We start from the raw sequence: 16,041 nt of genomic DNA, 5'->3' as shown, positions 1-16,041 counted from the left end.
CTCCTGGATCAGTACGCGCTGGCGTTGTCGACTTTGAAGTTGTACAGCTGGCGAGCCGAGCCGTAGCGTTTGAAATCGGCAGCCTTGTGGTCCAGGCCGGCCTTGTTCAGCAGTTCCTGCAGCTCTTGCAGGTGCTCGGCGCGCATCTCTTTCTCGATGCAGTCCGAGCCCAGCGACTGCACCGCACCCTTGACGTAGATGCGCACCTCGTACAGCGAATCGCCCAGCGCATCGCCGGCATCGCCACACACCACCAAACGCCCGGCCTGGCCCATGAAGCAGCTCATGTGGCCGATGCTGCCGCCGACGACGATATCCACGCCCTTCATGGAAATACCGCAACGCGCGCCGGCGTCGCCCTCGATCACCAGCAGCCCGCCATGGGCGGTGGCGCCGGCGGCCTGGGAGGCGCTGCCCTTGACCCGCACCGAGCCGGACATCATGTTCTCGGCCACGCCGACACCGACGTTGCCATGCACGGTGACGCTGGCCTGCTGGTTCATGCCGGCGCAGTAGTAGCCGGCGTGGCCTTCGATATCCACGGCCACGGCGGCGTTGATGCCCACGGCCAGGTTGTGCTTGCCGTCGGGGTGGGTCACCCGCCATTCGTGGTCCTGCACCTCACCGTGCAAGGACTGGTTGAGGACACGCACCGAGGTGCTGGAAAGGTCGATCGTCTTCATGTGGTTCTCCAGTGGTTCGGTGGCAGGTCAGGCGCTTTCGCGTTCCCAGACGTACAAGGTGGCCGGGGCCGGTTCCCAGACCTTGGCGTTCTCGATGCCCGGCAGGCTGGCCAGCGCCTGGTACTCCGAGGCCATGGCCACGTAGTCGTCGGTCTCGGCCAGCACGGCGGGCTTGCAGGCGATCGGGTCGCGGATCACGGCAAAGCCGTTGCGCGTGCCGATGGCGAAGGTGAAGAAGCCGTCCAGGTCTTCCAGGGCGCCATCCAGGGCCTGAGCCAGGCTATCGCCCTGCTGCAGGCGCCAGGTCAGGTAACCGGCGGCCACTTCGGTGTCGTTGTCGGTCTCGAAGCTGATGCCTTCGCGCTTGAGCTCCTGGCGCAGGCGGAAGTGGTTGGACAGCGAGCCGTTGTGCACCAGGCACAGGTCGGCGCCGGTGGAGAACGGGTGGCTGCCTTCCATGGTCACGGCGCTTTCGGTGGCCATGCGGGTATGGCCGATGATGTGGCTGCCTTTCATGCCGGCCAGGCCGAAGCGGCTGGAGATTTCCGCCGGCAGGCCCATGCCCTTGAGGATCTCGATGCTCTGCCCGGCGCTCATGATGCGCACGTCAGGGGCCAGTTCGCTCAGGGCCTGGCGGGCCGACGCCTCGCGGGTGTGCACCTTGAGCACGGCGGCGCTGGCGTTCTGGAACCAGTCCAGCGAGCAGCCCAGGCGCCCTTCCAGCTGGCCCATCAGCGCCGCCCAGGGGTAGTTGATGTCAGTGGCCTGCAGGGTCAGCTTGACCCAGCCATCGGCCACTTCGTCGCCGTAGATGGCAAAGCCGGCGCTGTCCGGGCCACGGTCGGTCATGGCTTCGAGCATGGGTTCGAAGAGCTTGCCGAGCTGGGCTTCCAGCTCGGTTTTTTTCAGGTACAGACCTACGATTCCACACATGATGATGCTCCTTACTAGGCAGTGGGCGACCGCGTTCGTGCTGGCCGCCCAAGGGATTGGGGGGCGGTCAGAAGAATTCGGTGTAACGCTGGATTTCCCAGTCGGAGACGTGGCGGCAGTACTCCACCCACTCCATGCGCTTGAGCTTGATGAACTCATCGACGATCTCGGCGCCCAGCACTTCGCGGAACAGCGGGTCGGCCTCCAGGGCGTCGGCGGCTTCCTTCAACGACTGCGGCAAGGTCTTGATGCCGCGTGCGGCAATCTCTTCCAGGCTCAGGTTGTAGAGGTTCTCGTTGCACATCTCGCCCGGCTCCAGCTGACGGTCGATGCCATCGAGGCCGGCAGCGATGATCGCGGCGGTGACCAGGTATGGGTTGCAGCCAGCGTCCGGCAGGCGGAACTCCAGGCGGCCATAGGGGATGCGCACCATCGCCGAGCGGTTGTTGGCGCCGTAGGCGACAAACGCCGGGGCCCAGGTGGCGCCGGATAGCGAGCGGCCGACCACCAGGCGCTTGTACGAGTTGACCGTGGGCGCGGCGAAGGCGCACAGCGCCGGGCCATGGGCCAACAGGCCTGCGGCAAAGTGGTAGGCCAGCTTCGACAGGCCCATGCCGCTGCTGTCGGACGGGTCATGGAACAGGTTCTTGTTGGTGCTGCTGGCCAGCGACAGGTGGAAGTGCATGCCATTGCCGGCGCGCTTGGGGTCGGGCTTGGGCATGAACGAGCAGATCATCCCCAGGTCGTTGGCGATCTCGCCGGCGGCCATGCGGAAGAAGGTGAAGCGGTCGGCCGACTCCATGGCGTCGCTGTAGGTGTAGTTGATCTCGAACTGGCCGTTGGCGTCCTCGTGGTCGATCTGGTAGATGTCGAAACCCACCGGCTGCAACGCCTCGGTCAGGCGCTCGAGGAACAGCCGCGAGCGCGACAGGCCCTTGTAGTCGTAGCACGGCTTGTCGAGGTTGTCGGAAGCGTCCACCAGTTGCAGCTTGCCATCCTCGTCGCGGCGGAACAGGCTGAACTCGGGCTCAAGGCCGGTGTTCAGGGTCCAGCCTTTGTCGGCCAGGCGCTGCACCTGCTGCTGCAACACGTAGCGGCTGTCGTAGGGCCAGGGTTGGCCGTTTACGTGGCCTACACACACCACCCGGCCGTAACCCGGCTGCCACGGTACCGGGATCAAGGTGGAAAGGTCGCCGCGGGCCATGAAGTCGGGGCCGTGCGGTTCCATGCCCATGCCGCAGATGGCGAACCCGGCAAAGCCGGCGCCCTCCTCGGCCACCATCTTCAGGCCCGAGACCGGCACCGATTTGGTCTTCGCCGAGCCATGGATATCGACGAACTGCGCCAGCACGTACTTGATGCCGTGCTGATCGAGGGTGCGCTGGGTTTCTGCTGGCAACATGGGTTGAACACTCCTGGGTAAGGGGCAATGATTCCGCATGGGAAACTTACTTTCCTCACAGGAATGCAATGTGCTTGCCAACTTTGTTCAGGGTGCAACCTTTTGTTGCCTGTTCGGGCCTCTTCGCGGGCCTGTGGGAGCGGGCGTGCCCGCGAAGAGGCCGGTACGGGCAACCCAAAACCCAAGCAGATTTCCATGCGCCATTTATGGGAAACTTGTTTTCACCCGAGGAAAGATGCAGCCACCGCAGCTGCATTTCGCACTTTCCCAGTGCGAAAACTTTATTCTTGAACTGAAACCGTGCAGGACATTCGATGCCAACCGAAACCGAACCGCGCCTTCGCCTGGAGCAGTACCTGGGCCTGCAGATCAAGCGCCAGCGCCAGGCCCAGTCCCTCAAGCTCGCCGACGTGGCGCGCATCGCCGGCATCAGCCAAGGCATGCTGAGCAAGATCGAGAACGCCCAGGTGTCCACCAGCCTCGACACCCTCAGCCGCCTGTGCGATGTGCTGGGCATGCCGATGGCCAAGCTGTTCAGCCAATATGACCAGCCCGACGGCAATGCCTTATTGGTGAAAGCCGGTGAAGGGCTGGAGGTGGTGCGCCGCGGTACCGAAAAAGGCCACACCTACCATTTGCTCAATCACGCCAGGGGGCCGAAGAAGAACTTCGAGGCGTACATGGTGACCATGGACGACGCCAGCGAAGAGTTCCCGACCTTCGCCCACCCCGGCACCGAGTTTCTCCACTTGCTGGAGGGTGAACTGGTGTACCGCCACGGCAACCAGCTCTATCACATGCAGGCCGGCGACAGCCTGACCTTCGACGGCGAGACCCCGCACGGCCCCGAGCAGCTGGTGCAGGTACCCATCCGCCTGTTGTCGATCATGAACTACGGCGACGAGTGACGCGGCGCAGCAAGGCAACAACCGATGTCGCGATCAGACAAGCACACGTCGCCCGCGATCGCCTTCAGAACTGTGTCTACAAAAATAATACACACATCGACCAGCCCCGCGCCGTGGGCTGATCGGTGCGGTATTCGCGAGTAAAACAGCCTCGCTTCACAATTCCAACGCTGTGGCGCCTTTTTGCACCGGGCAGTTCGTCCGGGCTCATAACGATAAAACTCCCAGTATTAGAGACCCGCGCCGCGCCAGCCGGGAGTGTTTGCGCGCGCCACATTGTGAAGACTTGACTGCCATGATCGCGACTTCAATCCCCGTAGCCGGTGCTGCCACCGGCCACCGTAACGCCCTGTGCGTTGCCCATATCGCCGCTGTGCTGTTCGGCCTGACCGGTATCCTCGGTCACCTGATCGAGGCCGACGCCAGCATCATCACCTTCGGCCGCGCCACCTTCGCCTTCATCGCCCTGGGCTTCGTCGCCGGGCTCAAGGGCACGCGCCTGCTCGACGCCCTCACCCTGCGCAACCTGCCGGTGCTGGGCCTGACCGGCGCCCTGCTGGCTGCCCACTGGGTAACCTTCTTCATCGCCGTGAAGGTTGGCGGCGTGGCCGTGGCCACCTTGGGCTTCGCCAGCTTCCCGGCGTTCATCGCCATGATCGAGCGCGGCGTGTTCGGCCAGCGTATCGGTGCCGTGCAAGGTTTGCTGCTGCTGATGGTCACGGCCGGTCTGGTGTTGGTGGTACCGACCTTCGACCTGCTCGACAAAGGCACCGTCGGCCTGCTCTGGGGTCTGGGCTCGGGCCTGGCGTTCGCCCTGCTGACCGTGGCCAACCGCCGCAACGGCTCGAGCATGAACGCGATGCAGGTGGCGTTCTGGCAGAACGTGGTGGTGGCTGCGCTGGTGGCGCCGTTTGCCTTCACTCACCTGGGCAACACCAGCCTGGCTGGCAGTGACTGGGTCAACCTGGCGCTGTTGGGCGTGTTCTGCACCGGGCTGTCGCAGTTCCTGTTCGTCAAGAGCCTGGAAGGCCTGGAAGCGCGCACGGCCGGCATGATCATAGCGCTGGAGCCGGTGTACGCGATCATCGGCGCCTGGTGGTTGTTCGGTGAGCAGCCAAGCCTGCGCATGGCCGCTGGCGCTGCGCTGATCGTGCTGGCGACCATCCTGGCGGCGGCGCGCAAGGCACCAGCGGAACAAGGCGATACCAGCCGCTGCGCGCATTGATGAATGTGCTTGCCTGAACGGGCCTCATCGCCGGCAAGCCGGCTCCCACAGGGTAATCACAGGGCTCGAGCCTGATGCTTTACCTGGGAGCAACTGTCTTGCTCAAATTCTGAAAGTTGGCGCAATCCCTGTGGGAGCGGCCTTGTGTCGCGAAAGGGCTGCAAAGCAGCCCCAGCAATTTCAACTGTTGCGCATCAATCCCGGGGCCGCGTTGCGGCCCTTTCGCGACACAAGGCCGCTCCCACAGGTACAGCGACAACCTCGAGATCAACGCTGCACCTGTGTGTGTGGCTTGCCGGCGATGAGGTGGGTACAGGCGACTAAGCGCCCTCAGGCAGCAGACTGCGGTCAAACATGAACGCCCGCTCCCCCTGTGGTGTGTACTGATACAACTGCTGCGGCCGGCCCAGCCTGGGCTGGTTCTTCTCCCCGGTGTCCCTCACCCACCCCTGCTCGCGCAAGCGCTCCAGGCGTTTGCGCAGCGAGGTGTTGTTCACCGCCTGCCCCAGGCACGCCTGCACCGCACCTAGCGCATCCAGCACAGTGAACTTCTCCGCCAGCAGGTACAGCGGCAGGCTGCTGTACACCGTCTTCGCCGCCAGCCGCTCACGGGCCCGCTCCACCAACAGGTTGTGATCAAAGGGCAACAGCACCTTGCGCGCCAATACGCTGTCCAAGTCGAAAAACGCCAGTTGCTCGCCCTCGACGACCTGCCCGGGTTCGAGCAATGCCAGGTAATAGGTGCTGAGTGACCATCCACGCGGGTCGCGGAAAGCATTGCCCTCGGTGCCCACCTGTTCCATGTAGCACGGTACGACCTGGGTTTTCTCGCGCAGCGCGCGTTCGGCAGCAGCTTCCAGGCTGGTGTCGGGGGTGCGGCCATTGACGATCACCCCGGGCAAGGCCCACTGGCCGGCATGCGGTTCACGCTCACGACGGTGCAACAGCACCTGCAGATGCTGAGCTTCGGGGGCCATGCGCAGGGCGACGATATCGACGCTGGCCAGGACTTCGACTGCATTCACCGGGCGACTCCTTGTTCAAGCTCATCATAATCCACCAGAGCATCTAAGTAAGGCAAGCAGAAAGCCCGTTTCAAAAGTTGCTTGACACACTTAATACACCAAGTGAATTATGTATCTATTCCAGCGAAGAGCACCGCCATGAAGATCGCCAGTTTCGATGTCGACGCCCAGAACGGCTTCACCAGCAACGTGCCGCAAGAGCTGCCGGTTCCCGAAGGCAATGAAATCGCGGCAGATCTCAATACCATGGCCTTGCGCGCCGACCTGCGCCTGGGCAGCAAGGACGCCCACCCGGCCAACGCCGCCTGGGTAGTCGCCGACCCCGCGCACATGCTGCAGCCCCTGCAGCTGGCCAACGCCGACCTGACCTGGGTCAGCCACTGCGTCCCCGGCACACCCGGCTTCGAGTTGCTGCCCGGCCTGCCGGCCCCCATCGACTACGACTATTTCGTGTGGAAAGGCGTCGAGCCCGACCTGCACCCCTACGGTGCCTGCTACCACGACCTGGCCGAACGCCGCTCCACCGGGGTGATCGAGTACCTCAAGGTGCAGCAGGTGGGCGCGGTGATCGTCGGTGGCCTGGCCCTGGACTATTGCGTCAGGACCACCGCCCGCCAATTGCGCCATGCCGGCTTCCAGGTGCTGTTGTACCTGCCGGCCTGCCGTGCGCTCACCCAGGCAGGCGCCATCGAGGCGTGTGGCGCCCTGGCCGCCGACGGCGTGATCCTCTGCGGCGACGAAGCCGCGCTCGACCACCAGCTCTCTCTGATCAAGGAGGACCGCCCATGAGCGACAGCGTTTTCGGCCCACGCATCATCCAGAACCTGCTGGACACCGACTTCTACAAGATCACCATGATGCAGGCGGTGCTGCACAACTACCCCAACGCCGAGGTGGAATGGGAGTTCCGCTGCCGTAACGGCGAGAACCTCGCACCTTACCTGGCGGAAATCCGTTACCAGGTCGAACAACTGGCCGATGTCAGCATCACGCATGACCAGCTCGCCTACCTGGAGAAGATCCCGTTCATCAAACCGGACTTCATCCGCTTTCTCAGCCTGTTCCGCTTCAACCTGCGCTATGTACAGGTAGGCCTGGATGATGCCGGGCAACTGGCGATTCGCGTGCGCGGGCCGTGGTTGCACGTGATTCTCTACGAGATCCCGCTGCTGGCGATCATCAGCGAGGTGCGCAACCGCTACCGCTACCGCGAGGTGGTGATCGAGCAGGTCCGCGAGCGCCTGTATCAGAACCTCGACTGGCTGAAGGCCGAGGCCAGCGCCGAAGAACTGGCCGGTTTCCAACTGGCCGACTTCGGCACCCGGCGGCGCTTCTCCTACCGGGTGCAGGAAGAGGTGGTGCACATTCTGAAGCGTGACTTCCCGGGCCGCTTTGTCGGTACCAGCAACGTGCACCTGGCCCGCGAATACCAGCTCAAGCCGATCGGCACCATGGCCCACGAGTGGTTCATGGCCCACCAGCAACTCGGCCCGCGCCTGGTCGACAGCCAGGCTGCCGCGCTGGAATGCTGGGTGCGGGAATACCGGGGGTTGCTGGGCATCGCCCTGACCGACTGCATCACCATGGACGCGTTCCTCTGCGATTTCGACCTGTACTTCGCCAAGCTGTTCGATGGCCTGCGGCATGATTCGGGCGATCCGCTGGCCTGGGCGGAAAAAGCCATTGCCCACTATGAGCGGCTGGGGATCGACCCGAAGAGCAAGACCCTGATCTTTTCCGACGGGCTGGACCTTGCCAAGGCGCTGGGGCTGTACCGGGCGCTGCATGAGCGGATCAATGTGAGCTTTGGCATTGGTACCAGGCTGACCTGCGATGTCCCGGGGGTGGAGCCGATGAACATCGTGATCAAGATGACGGCCTGCAATGGGGCACCGGTGGCCAAGATTTCCGACAGCCCGGGCAAGACACAGTGCCGGGATGAGAACTTCGTGGCCTATCTGAAGCATGTGTTTCGGGTGGATTGAGGTTGCCTGTGCCGGCCTCTTCGCGGGCTCGCCCGCTCCCACAGGTACTGCACCGCATTCAAGAACCGTGAAAAACCTGTGGCAGCGGGCAAGCCCGCGAAGAGGCCAGCACAGTCACCCCACCTCTTGCAGACCAACACACAACTCCAGAAACCGCGCTGCAGCCCGCGACGGGGTGGCTGCATGCGGCACCAGAATGGAAAACCGCCGCACCAACGCCTGCGGCACAACCTGCAACCGCTGCAACGCCCCATCTTCATGCCGGATCGACATCGCCGACACAAAACCAATCCCCATCCCGGCCCGCACTGCCTCCTTCACCCCTTCCACCCCGGCAATCTCCAGCGCCACGCGCATCGCCACGCCGCTGCGGGCAAATGCCCGCTCGACGATCTGCCGCACACCCGAGCCACTCTCGCGTAATACCAACGGGTAAGCCCCCAGCGACGCCAGCGTCTGTCGGTCACTGCCAGCCAGCGGATGACCACGCGGCACGATGGCCACGATCTCGTCCTCCCGCCACGCCGTCACCGCCGTGCCCAATGGCAGTTCCTGCCCAGGCGGCCCTTCGATCAGGGCGATATCGACGCTGTCCAGCGCAGCGACGATTTCTGCCGTATTGCCGTTGGAAGTGCTCACCAGCACCTCCGGGTAGCGGGCATGGAAATCGGCAATCAGGTAAGGCAGCAGGTAGCTGGCCGGCGTGGTACTGGCGCCGATGCGCAAGGTACCGCGCTCCAGCCCGCGCATGGCCTCGCGCAATGCCTGGGCCTGACGGAAGGTTTCGCGCAGGCGCTCGGCATGGGCCAGCAATTGCTCGCCGGCTGCTGTCAGCCGCACACCACGGCCGGCGCGCTGATACAGCGGCTCGCCAAAGGCCTCCTGCAGCAGCTTGAGCTGGCCAGACACCGCCGGCTGCGACAAATGCAGGGCCTGGGCCGCATGGCTGATGTTGCCGTGCTCGGCGACGGTGGCGAACGTTATCAGTTGTTCTGGGGTCATGAATGAAAAATATCAGCTAACCGGATATTTGCCATCCTAAATTACGATTTTTTATAAGCTTATAACCAGATTAACGTAAGCCATGTCGAAATACCTTTCCGGAGGACTCACATGGCCACGGCTCCGTCCAACCCCGCCTTTGCACCTACCCTCTCTACCCGAGGGCGGCTCAATGGCATCCTGTTCGTCGCGCTGTTCGCGCTTGCGGTCACCCAGTTGGCCGCCCTGCCCGCCATCGCCAACCTGGGTATCAGCCCGCTGATCGTCGGTATCGTCGCCGGTGCGCTTTACGGCAATGCACTGCGTGACGGTGTACCGGCAAGCTGGGCGGCGGGTATCAACTTTTCCGCCCGCGGCCTGCTGCGCATTGCCGTGGCCTTCTTCGGCCTGCGGGTAAGCCTGCAGGAAATTGCCGAAGTCGGCTGGTCCGGGCTCATCGTGTCGTTGCTGGTGGTGCCCAGCACCCTACTGATCGGCCTGTGGTGCGGCATGAAGCTGTTCAAGCTGGACCGCGATACCGCCTTGCTGACCGCCGCCGGCAGCGCCATCTGCGGCGCCGCCGCGGTTCTGGCCTTCGAGTCGGCGCTGCGCAGTGCACCGCACAAAAGCGCCATGGCGGTTGGTAGCGTGGTGCTGTTCGGCACCCTGTCGATGTTCCTCTACCCATTGGCGATCAATGCCGGCTGGCTGCACCTGGACGCCATGGGCGCCGGGCTGTTCCTGGGTGGCACCATTCACGAGGTGGCCCAAGTGGTCGGTGCGGCCAGCAACGTCAGCCCCGAGGCCACGCATATCGCCACCATCGTCAAGATGACCCGGGTGATGCTGCTGGTACCGGTACTGCTGGTGGTGGGCCTTTGGATCAGCCGCGCGCGTCAGCCGGGCCAGGCACAGGGCAACGGGCGCATCGCCATGCCCTGGTTCGCCTTCGGCTTCCTCGCGCTGGTACTGGTGAATTCGCTGCAGGTGTTGCCGGGCAGCGTGACGCAAGCGGTTAACAGCCTGGATACCTTCGCCCTGACCATGGCCATGACCGCGCTGGGGATGGAGACGCGCCTCAGCCAGATTCGCCAGGCCGGGCCGCGGGCGCTGGCCACCGGGGCGCTTCTCAACCTCTGGCTGGTGTTTGGTGGCGTGGCGATTACCCTTGGCGTGCAGAAGCTGTTGGGATGACTTGAGACCGAGTCGCCTGCTTCGCGGGTAAACCCGCTCCCACAGGTATCGCGCTGCTTTCGGAACCTGCGCCGTACCTGTGGGAGCGGGTTTACCCGCGAAGCAGGCGGCTCGGTCTGATGAGGTTTTTGTTGCCCCCCCTCGTTGCCGTCCACATTTCTCGGTATGGTGTTGTCAAAGAAGGATGTTTTACCCGCACAGGAAAGACTTAGATGCCTCAACGCAATGTCATCAATGCATCCGTCAGCCCCAAAGGCAGCCTGGAGACGCTGTCACAACGTGAAGTGCAGCAACTGAGTGAAGTCGGTACCGGTAGCCTTTACACCCTGTTCCGCCAGTGCGCCCTGGCCATCCTCAACACCGGCGCCCATGTCGACAATGCCAAGACCATCCTCGAGGCCTATCAGGACTTCGAGGTGCGTATTCATCAACAGGACCGCGGCGTGCGCCTGGAGCTGCTGAATGCCCCGGCCGACGCCTTCGTCGATGGCGAAATGATCGCCAGCACCCGTGAAATGCTGTTCAGCGCCCTGCGCGACATCGTCTACACCGAAAGCGAGCTGGCCAGCCAGCGCATCGACCTGGAAAGCTCCCAGGGCATCACCGACTATGTCTTCCACCTGCTGCGCAACGCTCGCACCCTGCGCCCGGGCGTGGAGCCGAAGATGGTGGTGTGCTGGGGTGGCCATTCGATCAGCAGCGAGGAATACCAGTACACCAAGAAGGTCGGCCACGAGCTGGGCCTGCGCAAGCTGGATGTGTGCACCGGCTGCGGCCCGGGTGTGATGAAGGGCCCGATGAAGGGCGCCACCATTGCCCACGCCAAGCAACGCATGCACGGCAGCCGCTACCTGGGCCTGACCGAGCCGGGCATCATCGCCGCCGAAGCGCCCAACCCGATCGTCAACGAACTGGTGATCCTGCCGGACATCGAGAAGCGCCTGGAAGCCTTCGTCCGTGTCGGCCACGGCATCATCATCTTCCCGGGCGGTGCCGGCACGGCCGAGGAGTTCCTCTACCTGCTGGGCATCCTCATGCACCCGGACAACCAGAACCTGCCGTTCCCGGTGGTACTCACCGGCCCGCGCAGTGCCGAGCCGTACCTGCAACAGTTGCACGCGTTCGTCGGCGCCACCCTGGGTGAAGCGGCGCATCGCTTGTACGAGATCATCATCGATGACCCGGCGGAAGTTGCCCGGCACATGGTCGAAGGACTCAAGGCGGTGAAGCAGTTCCGCCGCGAGCGCAACGATGCCTTCCACTTCAACTGGCTGCTGAAGATCGAGGAGAGCTTCCAGCGGCCGTTCGACCCGACCCACCAGGCCATGGCCGACCTCGACCTGCGGCGCGAGCTGCCAGCGCACGAACTGGCTGCCAACCTGCGCCGGGCGTTTTCCGGCATCGTCGCCGGCAACGTGAAGGACAAGGGCATCCGCCTGATCGAGGAACACGGGCCGTATCAGATCCGTGGCGACAGCGCCGTGCTGGACCCTCTGGGCCGGCTGTTGCAGGCGTTCGTCGACCAGCATCGTATGAAGTTGCCTGGCGGCGCGGCGTATGTACCGTGCTACCAGGTGGTGACCTGATTCGCCATTCTTGCTGACTTGCTGAGGCCCCATGGACGGGGCCTGCAGCTATTTGGCTTTTTGGATGTGGGCATTTGCATCGAGTAGGCATTCATTCGCGATGGTGGCGCTGAGTCACCTTTCCGCCCTTACGGCGGGTCCCTTTTTGTCGTGGCAAAAAGGAACCAAAAACCGTCGGCTCCCATCATCCGGCCCCTACGCTTCGCTCCGGGGTCCCCTCGCTACGGGCCTGCTCCCGGGAGTACGCGCTGCAGGCCCCATCCATGGGGCCTCAGCGCTTGACGGGCATCCATGCCCGTCACCTCCCTCCGCAGTCCCTTCGCTCGGCCTCCTGAAGTCGCAATCGGCGGCGCCTGAACTATCGCGCGCTTAGAAGCAAAAGCAAAAGCAAAAGCAAAAGCAAAAGCAAAGGCAGACGCAAAGGCAAAACTGCTACTAACTGAGGTCGGCCATCGGTCGTTCGACGAAGCGGATGCTGTCGCGCCCACCGCGCTTGGACTGGTACAAGGCGACATCCCCCTGCTCGATCAAGGCCGCAAGGCTCGTCGGCGGCTGGTCGAACAGGTTGGCGCCGATACTAAGGGTGACCGGCTGCGGCGTAGGTACCGCCTTGCTTGCATACTGCTGGAACTGCTCGCGCAGCAGTCCACCCAGTTCCATGACCCGTTCGCTGCTCGCACCACACAGCAGAATGACGAACTCATCACCGCCCAGCCGCGCGGCCAGCGAGCGCTCGGGCAGCACCGTGCGAATCATCTCGCTCAGGGCAATCAGCAAGCGGTCCCCTGCAACATGCCCGTGCAGGTCGTTGACCAGCTTGAAGTTGTCGATATCGATCAGTAGCAAGGCCCCGGGCTGCGCCGAATCCACTGCCTTGAAGAAAGGCCCCGCCCGCACCTCCAGTGCACGCCGGTTGTACAGCGCCGTCAACGGGTCACGGGCCGCCAGGCGGGCAATCCGCTCCTCGCGCCGGTAGCGCACGGTGCCGGTCATCGACAAGGCAATCAGCATGATCGCCATCGCACCTTCGACCAACGAAACCTGAATGATCAGCCCGCCGAAGGTGGCCAAGTCAATCAGCGTACCCGGTGTGATCGCAATGATCGCCTTGGCCGCATAGAACAACCCATGCGCCAGCAACACATAGCGCAACTGCACCGCGCCGACACTCAGCGACTTGCCATGCGGCCGCAACAACCAGCTGGCCTTGAGCGTCAACAGCGCCACCAGCAACGAGTTGACCATCAGCATCACCTTCGACCACTGCGGCCCAACAGGCATCAGCAGCAAGGCAAACCACACCAGCACGACCGATAACCAGATACGCGACAGCCGCACCTGGGTGAAGCGCAACACCCCCACCAGGAAGAACCAGTGCGCCACCACCAGCAAGCCGTTGGCGAACCAGATACCGATCAGCAACAAACCGATGCCGCGCAGCAAGGCCAGGGTGGAACCAATCGTGATGGTGGCAAAGCCTGCGCTCCAGAACAGCAGCGACGGCTCGCGTACGCTGCGCCACTCGATCGCCAGGTACAACGCAGCCGCGGCAGCCAGGGCGATAGAGATAGTCAGCATCGTGGGTGGATCAAGCGCCATGAACGGTTTGGCCTATCTGGTTGACGAGGAAAAGGCCCGATTGTATGCGCTCGTGATGACTTTTCAGAGGAGCCTTACACCACCAGCCTGAAAATGATAGCCCAGCCCTGGCCGATACCCGTGCGAGTGAATGTCATATTGACATCAGCCTGTCATTTGCACCACAAAAACCGCTGTCGTTATGACAACACACCAGCGCAACACGCCCATCTGCAAGGGCTGCCCAGCTGGCACGAAAGCTGAACCATTCTCTTTCGCCACTACCTGCCTTGCGGAAATAACCATCATGAAAAATATCCTCCTCCCTCTGGCGATGTCCCTGTCCATCGCCCTGCCCGCCTGCGCCGACGAGGTGCTCTCGGAAAGCCCCGACAACACGGTGGGCTATGGCGCCGGCGGCGTCAGCGGCCTGATGGTCGGCGCCGCGCTCGGTGGCCCGTTCGGCGCCATCGCCGGTGCAGCCCTGGGTGCATTTGGCGGCGCCGCCGTGCAACAAGGCAGCGGGCACAGCGACGCGGCCTACGTGGTACGCCATGACGACGGCAGTACCCAGCGCTATCGCTCGCCCAATGCCCGCTTCAAGCCCGGTGATCAGGTGCAGGTGAGTGGTATTCGCCTGGCCCCGGCGCAGTAAAGCGCACCGCTCAACCTGTTGCCGGCGCTGACGGTGCTGGCATCGTGGGCGATCCTGAGCGAGGAGATTTCGCTGTATCAGGTCGTCGGGTTGGCGGTGGTGCTGTTTGCGGTGTCGCGGCTCAAGCCGCGGGGCAAACAGGAAACAAAGGTGGCTGAGGCCAAAGGTGCAGCAGCCTGACTGCGGTCACTGTGGGAGATTGCCCAGCCCTTTGGGCTGCGCTGTCGCACAGATAACTGAATTCGCAAGCGATCCTCGTACCCTGTGGGAGCGGCTTTAGCCGCGAAGAATCCGACGCGGTGCATGGCACCGGCTGCGCCGGTGTTCGCGGCTAAAGCCGCTCCCACAGCATCCCTGCTAATTCAATGAGTTATGTACAGTTCTATGAGAGCGGCTTTGCGTCGCGAGAGGGCTGCAGAGCAGCCCCGGCAATTTTGGTAGTGACACCAACGTCTGGGGCCGCTTTGCGGCCCTTTCGCGACACAAGGCCGCTCCCACAAAAACGCTTGAATTCCCTCAGAGCACCCGCTTGATCAGCGGCTCCAGCCGGCTATAGCGCAGCCGCCGCAGGAACTTGCGCACTTCCTTGGGGTGCTCGGCCTTGACCCCCAACTCCTCTGCCGAGCCGATCTTCGGCGCATGCCGGCGCAACTCGGTCAACTCTGCCTCCCGTGGCCCCAGCCATTGCCCTTGCGGGTCATCGATCAGCAGGCCGTTCTCCAGATCCAGGTTGAAGCCGCGCGGGTTCAGGTTGTTACCGGTCAGCAACGAATAGCGCTGGTCTACCCACACGCCCTTGGCATGAAAGGTATGCCCGGGGTCATTCCAGATCCGCACCTGCAACTGGCCGCTGGCAATCGCAGCGTGGCGACGTCGGGTGAAGGCGCGCAGGTTGTCTTCGTACAGGTAGGGCAACGCGCCGCTGGCACTGAACGGCTCGCCGGGGGCGATATAGAAGTCGTTGGCCGTGCGGTCACCAACGATCAGCTCCACCCGCACGCCACGCGCCAGGGCATGGTCGAGCTCGCGCATCAGCACCCGGGGCGGGTTGAAATACGGCGTGCTGATGATGACCTGTGTGCGCGCCGCCGCCAGCAAGGCGCACAGTGCCCGGTTCAGCGGGTTGCCACGGCCCACACCCAACAGCGGAATAACCCGCAGGCCCTGCCCCGCTGCGCTGGCCGGTGCCTCATAGGCCATGCGCCGCAGCCGCGCGCGCAAGCGCCGGATGTCGCCGCGCAGGCTGCGGGTGGAGGGTGGCTCTGGCAGGTCGAGGCGCGGCGTGGCGGTGTGGTGCAGCAGGCGCCGCACCAGCCCGACCATCGCGTCGGCCAGCTCTGGTGACTGGAACAGGTGGTAGCGGTCCAGGCGGTAACGGTCGAAACGGTGCAGGTACACGTTGTTAAGGCTGGCGCCGGTGTAGATCACGCAGTCGTCAATGATGCTGCCCTTCAGGTGCAACACGCCAAACAGCTCGCGGGTCTGCACCGGTACGCCATGGATGACGATGTCCAGCCCATGGTGCTGGCGCTGGGCCTGGTACCAGGCGGCGTTACCCGGCTGGCGCCCGGCGCCCAGCAGGCCGCGGCGGGCACGGAACCAGTCGACCACGATGGTGATTTCCAGCCCCGGCCGCGCGGCCTTGGCCTGGTACAAGGCATCCAGCACTTCCTGGCCGGCCTCGTCTTCCTGCAGATACAGCGCAACGATGACGATACGCCGGGTTGCGGCGCGGATGCGCTCGAGCAGGCAGGCGCGGTAGGCCTTGGCATCGGGCAGCACCTGTATCGACTCGGCCGACATGGCGTAGCCTGGCAATGCCGCCAGCATGGTTTCGGGGTTCACGAACGATCACCTTCTGTGTGCAACCACTGTCGTGCATCAGC

Annotated in this window: 16 protein-coding genes; 8 read left to right on the top strand and 8 right to left on the bottom strand. The window is 63.7% G+C overall.

Translation table 11 applies throughout. The features are described from left to right. Window positions 1-8: 8 nt before the first annotated feature. The 3 genes from ABIB24_RS14655 to glnT all read right to left on the bottom strand — a co-directional run bounded on the left by ABIB24_RS14655 (window position 9) and on the right by glnT (window position 3,018). Entirely contained in the window at window positions 9-683 is a 675-nt protein-coding gene (locus ABIB24_RS14655; protein ID WP_025338783.1) for a GltB/FmdC/FwdC-like GXGXG domain-containing protein, read from the bottom strand. Window positions 684-710: 27 nt separating this feature from the next. Then, complete coding sequence (locus ABIB24_RS14650) at window positions 711-1,616, bottom strand: class II glutamine amidotransferase (protein ID WP_354316765.1); 906 nt, start codon at window positions 1,614-1,616, stop codon at window positions 711-713. 67 nt (window positions 1,617-1,683) lie between these two features. Then, a complete protein-coding gene (gene glnT / locus ABIB24_RS14645; RefSeq protein ID WP_015270738.1) occupies window positions 1,684-3,018 on the bottom strand; it encodes a type III glutamate--ammonia ligase in 1,335 nt (444 codons plus the stop codon). Between the two features lie 314 nt (window positions 3,019-3,332). Here glnT and ABIB24_RS14640 point away from each other — a divergent pair, with 314 nt between their 5' ends. Continuing rightward, window positions 3,333-3,926 carry a helix-turn-helix domain-containing protein gene (locus ABIB24_RS14640; protein WP_025338781.1) on the top strand — a complete coding sequence of 198 codons (594 nt, stop codon included), beginning with the start codon at window positions 3,333-3,335 and terminating at the stop codon, window positions 3,924-3,926. 295 nt (window positions 3,927-4,221) lie between these two features. Then, on the top strand, window positions 4,222-5,151 hold the full coding sequence (locus ABIB24_RS14635; RefSeq protein ID WP_025338780.1) for a DMT family transporter: 930 nt from the start codon (window positions 4,222-4,224) through the stop codon (window positions 5,149-5,151). Window positions 5,152-5,471: 320 nt separating this feature from the next. Here ABIB24_RS14635 and ABIB24_RS14630 read toward each other — a convergent pair whose 3' ends face one another. Then, window positions 5,472-6,176, bottom strand: a complete 705-nt coding sequence (locus ABIB24_RS14630) for an NUDIX hydrolase (protein WP_137163685.1) — start codon at window positions 6,174-6,176, stop codon at window positions 5,472-5,474. 138 nt (window positions 6,177-6,314) lie between these two features. Between ABIB24_RS14630 and ABIB24_RS14625 the strand changes: the two genes are divergently transcribed. Both ABIB24_RS14625 and pncB read left to right on the top strand, forming a co-directional pair. Further along, complete coding sequence (locus tag ABIB24_RS14625; protein WP_354316761.1) at window positions 6,315-6,965, top strand: isochorismatase family protein; 651 nt, start codon at window positions 6,315-6,317, stop codon at window positions 6,963-6,965. Continuing rightward, on the top strand, window positions 6,962-8,161 hold the full coding sequence (pncB, locus tag ABIB24_RS14620; RefSeq protein ID WP_354316759.1) for a nicotinate phosphoribosyltransferase: 1,200 nt from the start codon (window positions 6,962-6,964) through the stop codon (window positions 8,159-8,161). Before ABIB24_RS14625 ends, pncB begins: the two co-directional genes overlap by 4 nt. 114 nt (window positions 8,162-8,275) lie before the next feature. Here pncB and ABIB24_RS14615 read toward each other — a convergent pair whose 3' ends face one another. Further along, entirely contained in the window at window positions 8,276-9,163 is an 888-nt protein-coding gene (locus ABIB24_RS14615; protein WP_015270743.1) for a LysR family transcriptional regulator, read from the bottom strand. A gap of 111 nt (window positions 9,164-9,274) precedes the next feature. On the opposite strand from ABIB24_RS14615, the gene ABIB24_RS14610 reads away from it, so the two are divergent. Both ABIB24_RS14610 and ppnN read left to right on the top strand, forming a co-directional pair. Further along, entirely contained in the window at window positions 9,275-10,336 is a 1,062-nt protein-coding gene (locus ABIB24_RS14610; RefSeq protein ID WP_354316757.1) for a YeiH family protein, read from the top strand. A 212-nt stretch (window positions 10,337-10,548) separates the two neighbouring features. Next, on the top strand, window positions 10,549-11,922 hold the full coding sequence (ppnN, locus tag ABIB24_RS14605) for a nucleotide 5'-monophosphate nucleosidase PpnN (protein WP_025338773.1): 1,374 nt from the start codon (window positions 10,549-10,551) through the stop codon (window positions 11,920-11,922). Between the two features lie 435 nt (window positions 11,923-12,357). Here ppnN and ABIB24_RS14600 read toward each other — a convergent pair whose 3' ends face one another. Beyond that, a complete protein-coding gene (locus ABIB24_RS14600) occupies window positions 12,358-13,500 on the bottom strand; it encodes a GGDEF domain-containing protein (protein ID WP_354316754.1) in 1,143 nt (380 codons plus the stop codon). A 165-nt stretch (window positions 13,501-13,665) separates the two neighbouring features. Next, window positions 13,666-13,809 (bottom strand): hypothetical protein, encoded by a 144-nt coding sequence (locus tag ABIB24_RS14595; RefSeq protein WP_155951618.1) that lies wholly within the window; start codon window positions 13,807-13,809, stop codon window positions 13,666-13,668. On the opposite strand from ABIB24_RS14595, the gene ABIB24_RS14590 reads away from it, so the two are divergent. Beyond that, entirely contained in the window at window positions 13,808-14,155 is a 348-nt protein-coding gene (locus ABIB24_RS14590; RefSeq protein WP_039613879.1) for a YMGG-like glycine zipper-containing protein, read from the top strand. The genes ABIB24_RS14595 and ABIB24_RS14590 overlap by 2 nt on opposite strands. A 33-nt stretch (window positions 14,156-14,188) precedes the next feature. Further along, on the top strand, window positions 14,189-14,335 hold the full coding sequence (locus ABIB24_RS14585) for a hypothetical protein (RefSeq protein WP_274079136.1): 147 nt from the start codon (window positions 14,189-14,191) through the stop codon (window positions 14,333-14,335). Window positions 14,336-14,671: 336 nt separating this feature from the next. On the opposite strand, the gene pssA is transcribed toward ABIB24_RS14585, so the two are convergent. Further along, entirely contained in the window at window positions 14,672-16,000 is a 1,329-nt protein-coding gene (gene pssA / locus ABIB24_RS14580; protein WP_025338769.1) for a CDP-diacylglycerol--serine O-phosphatidyltransferase, read from the bottom strand. Between the last annotated feature and the right edge of the window lie 41 nt (window positions 16,001-16,041).

It is taken from the genome of Pseudomonas sp. UYEF17 (assembly GCF_040546125.1).
In the GTDB taxonomy this organism is placed as follows: domain Bacteria; phylum Pseudomonadota; class Gammaproteobacteria; order Pseudomonadales; family Pseudomonadaceae; genus Aquipseudomonas; species Aquipseudomonas putida_Z.
The sequence above is the reverse complement of the archived record's forward strand: the minus strand, read 5'-3'. Positions and strand labels throughout refer to the sequence as shown.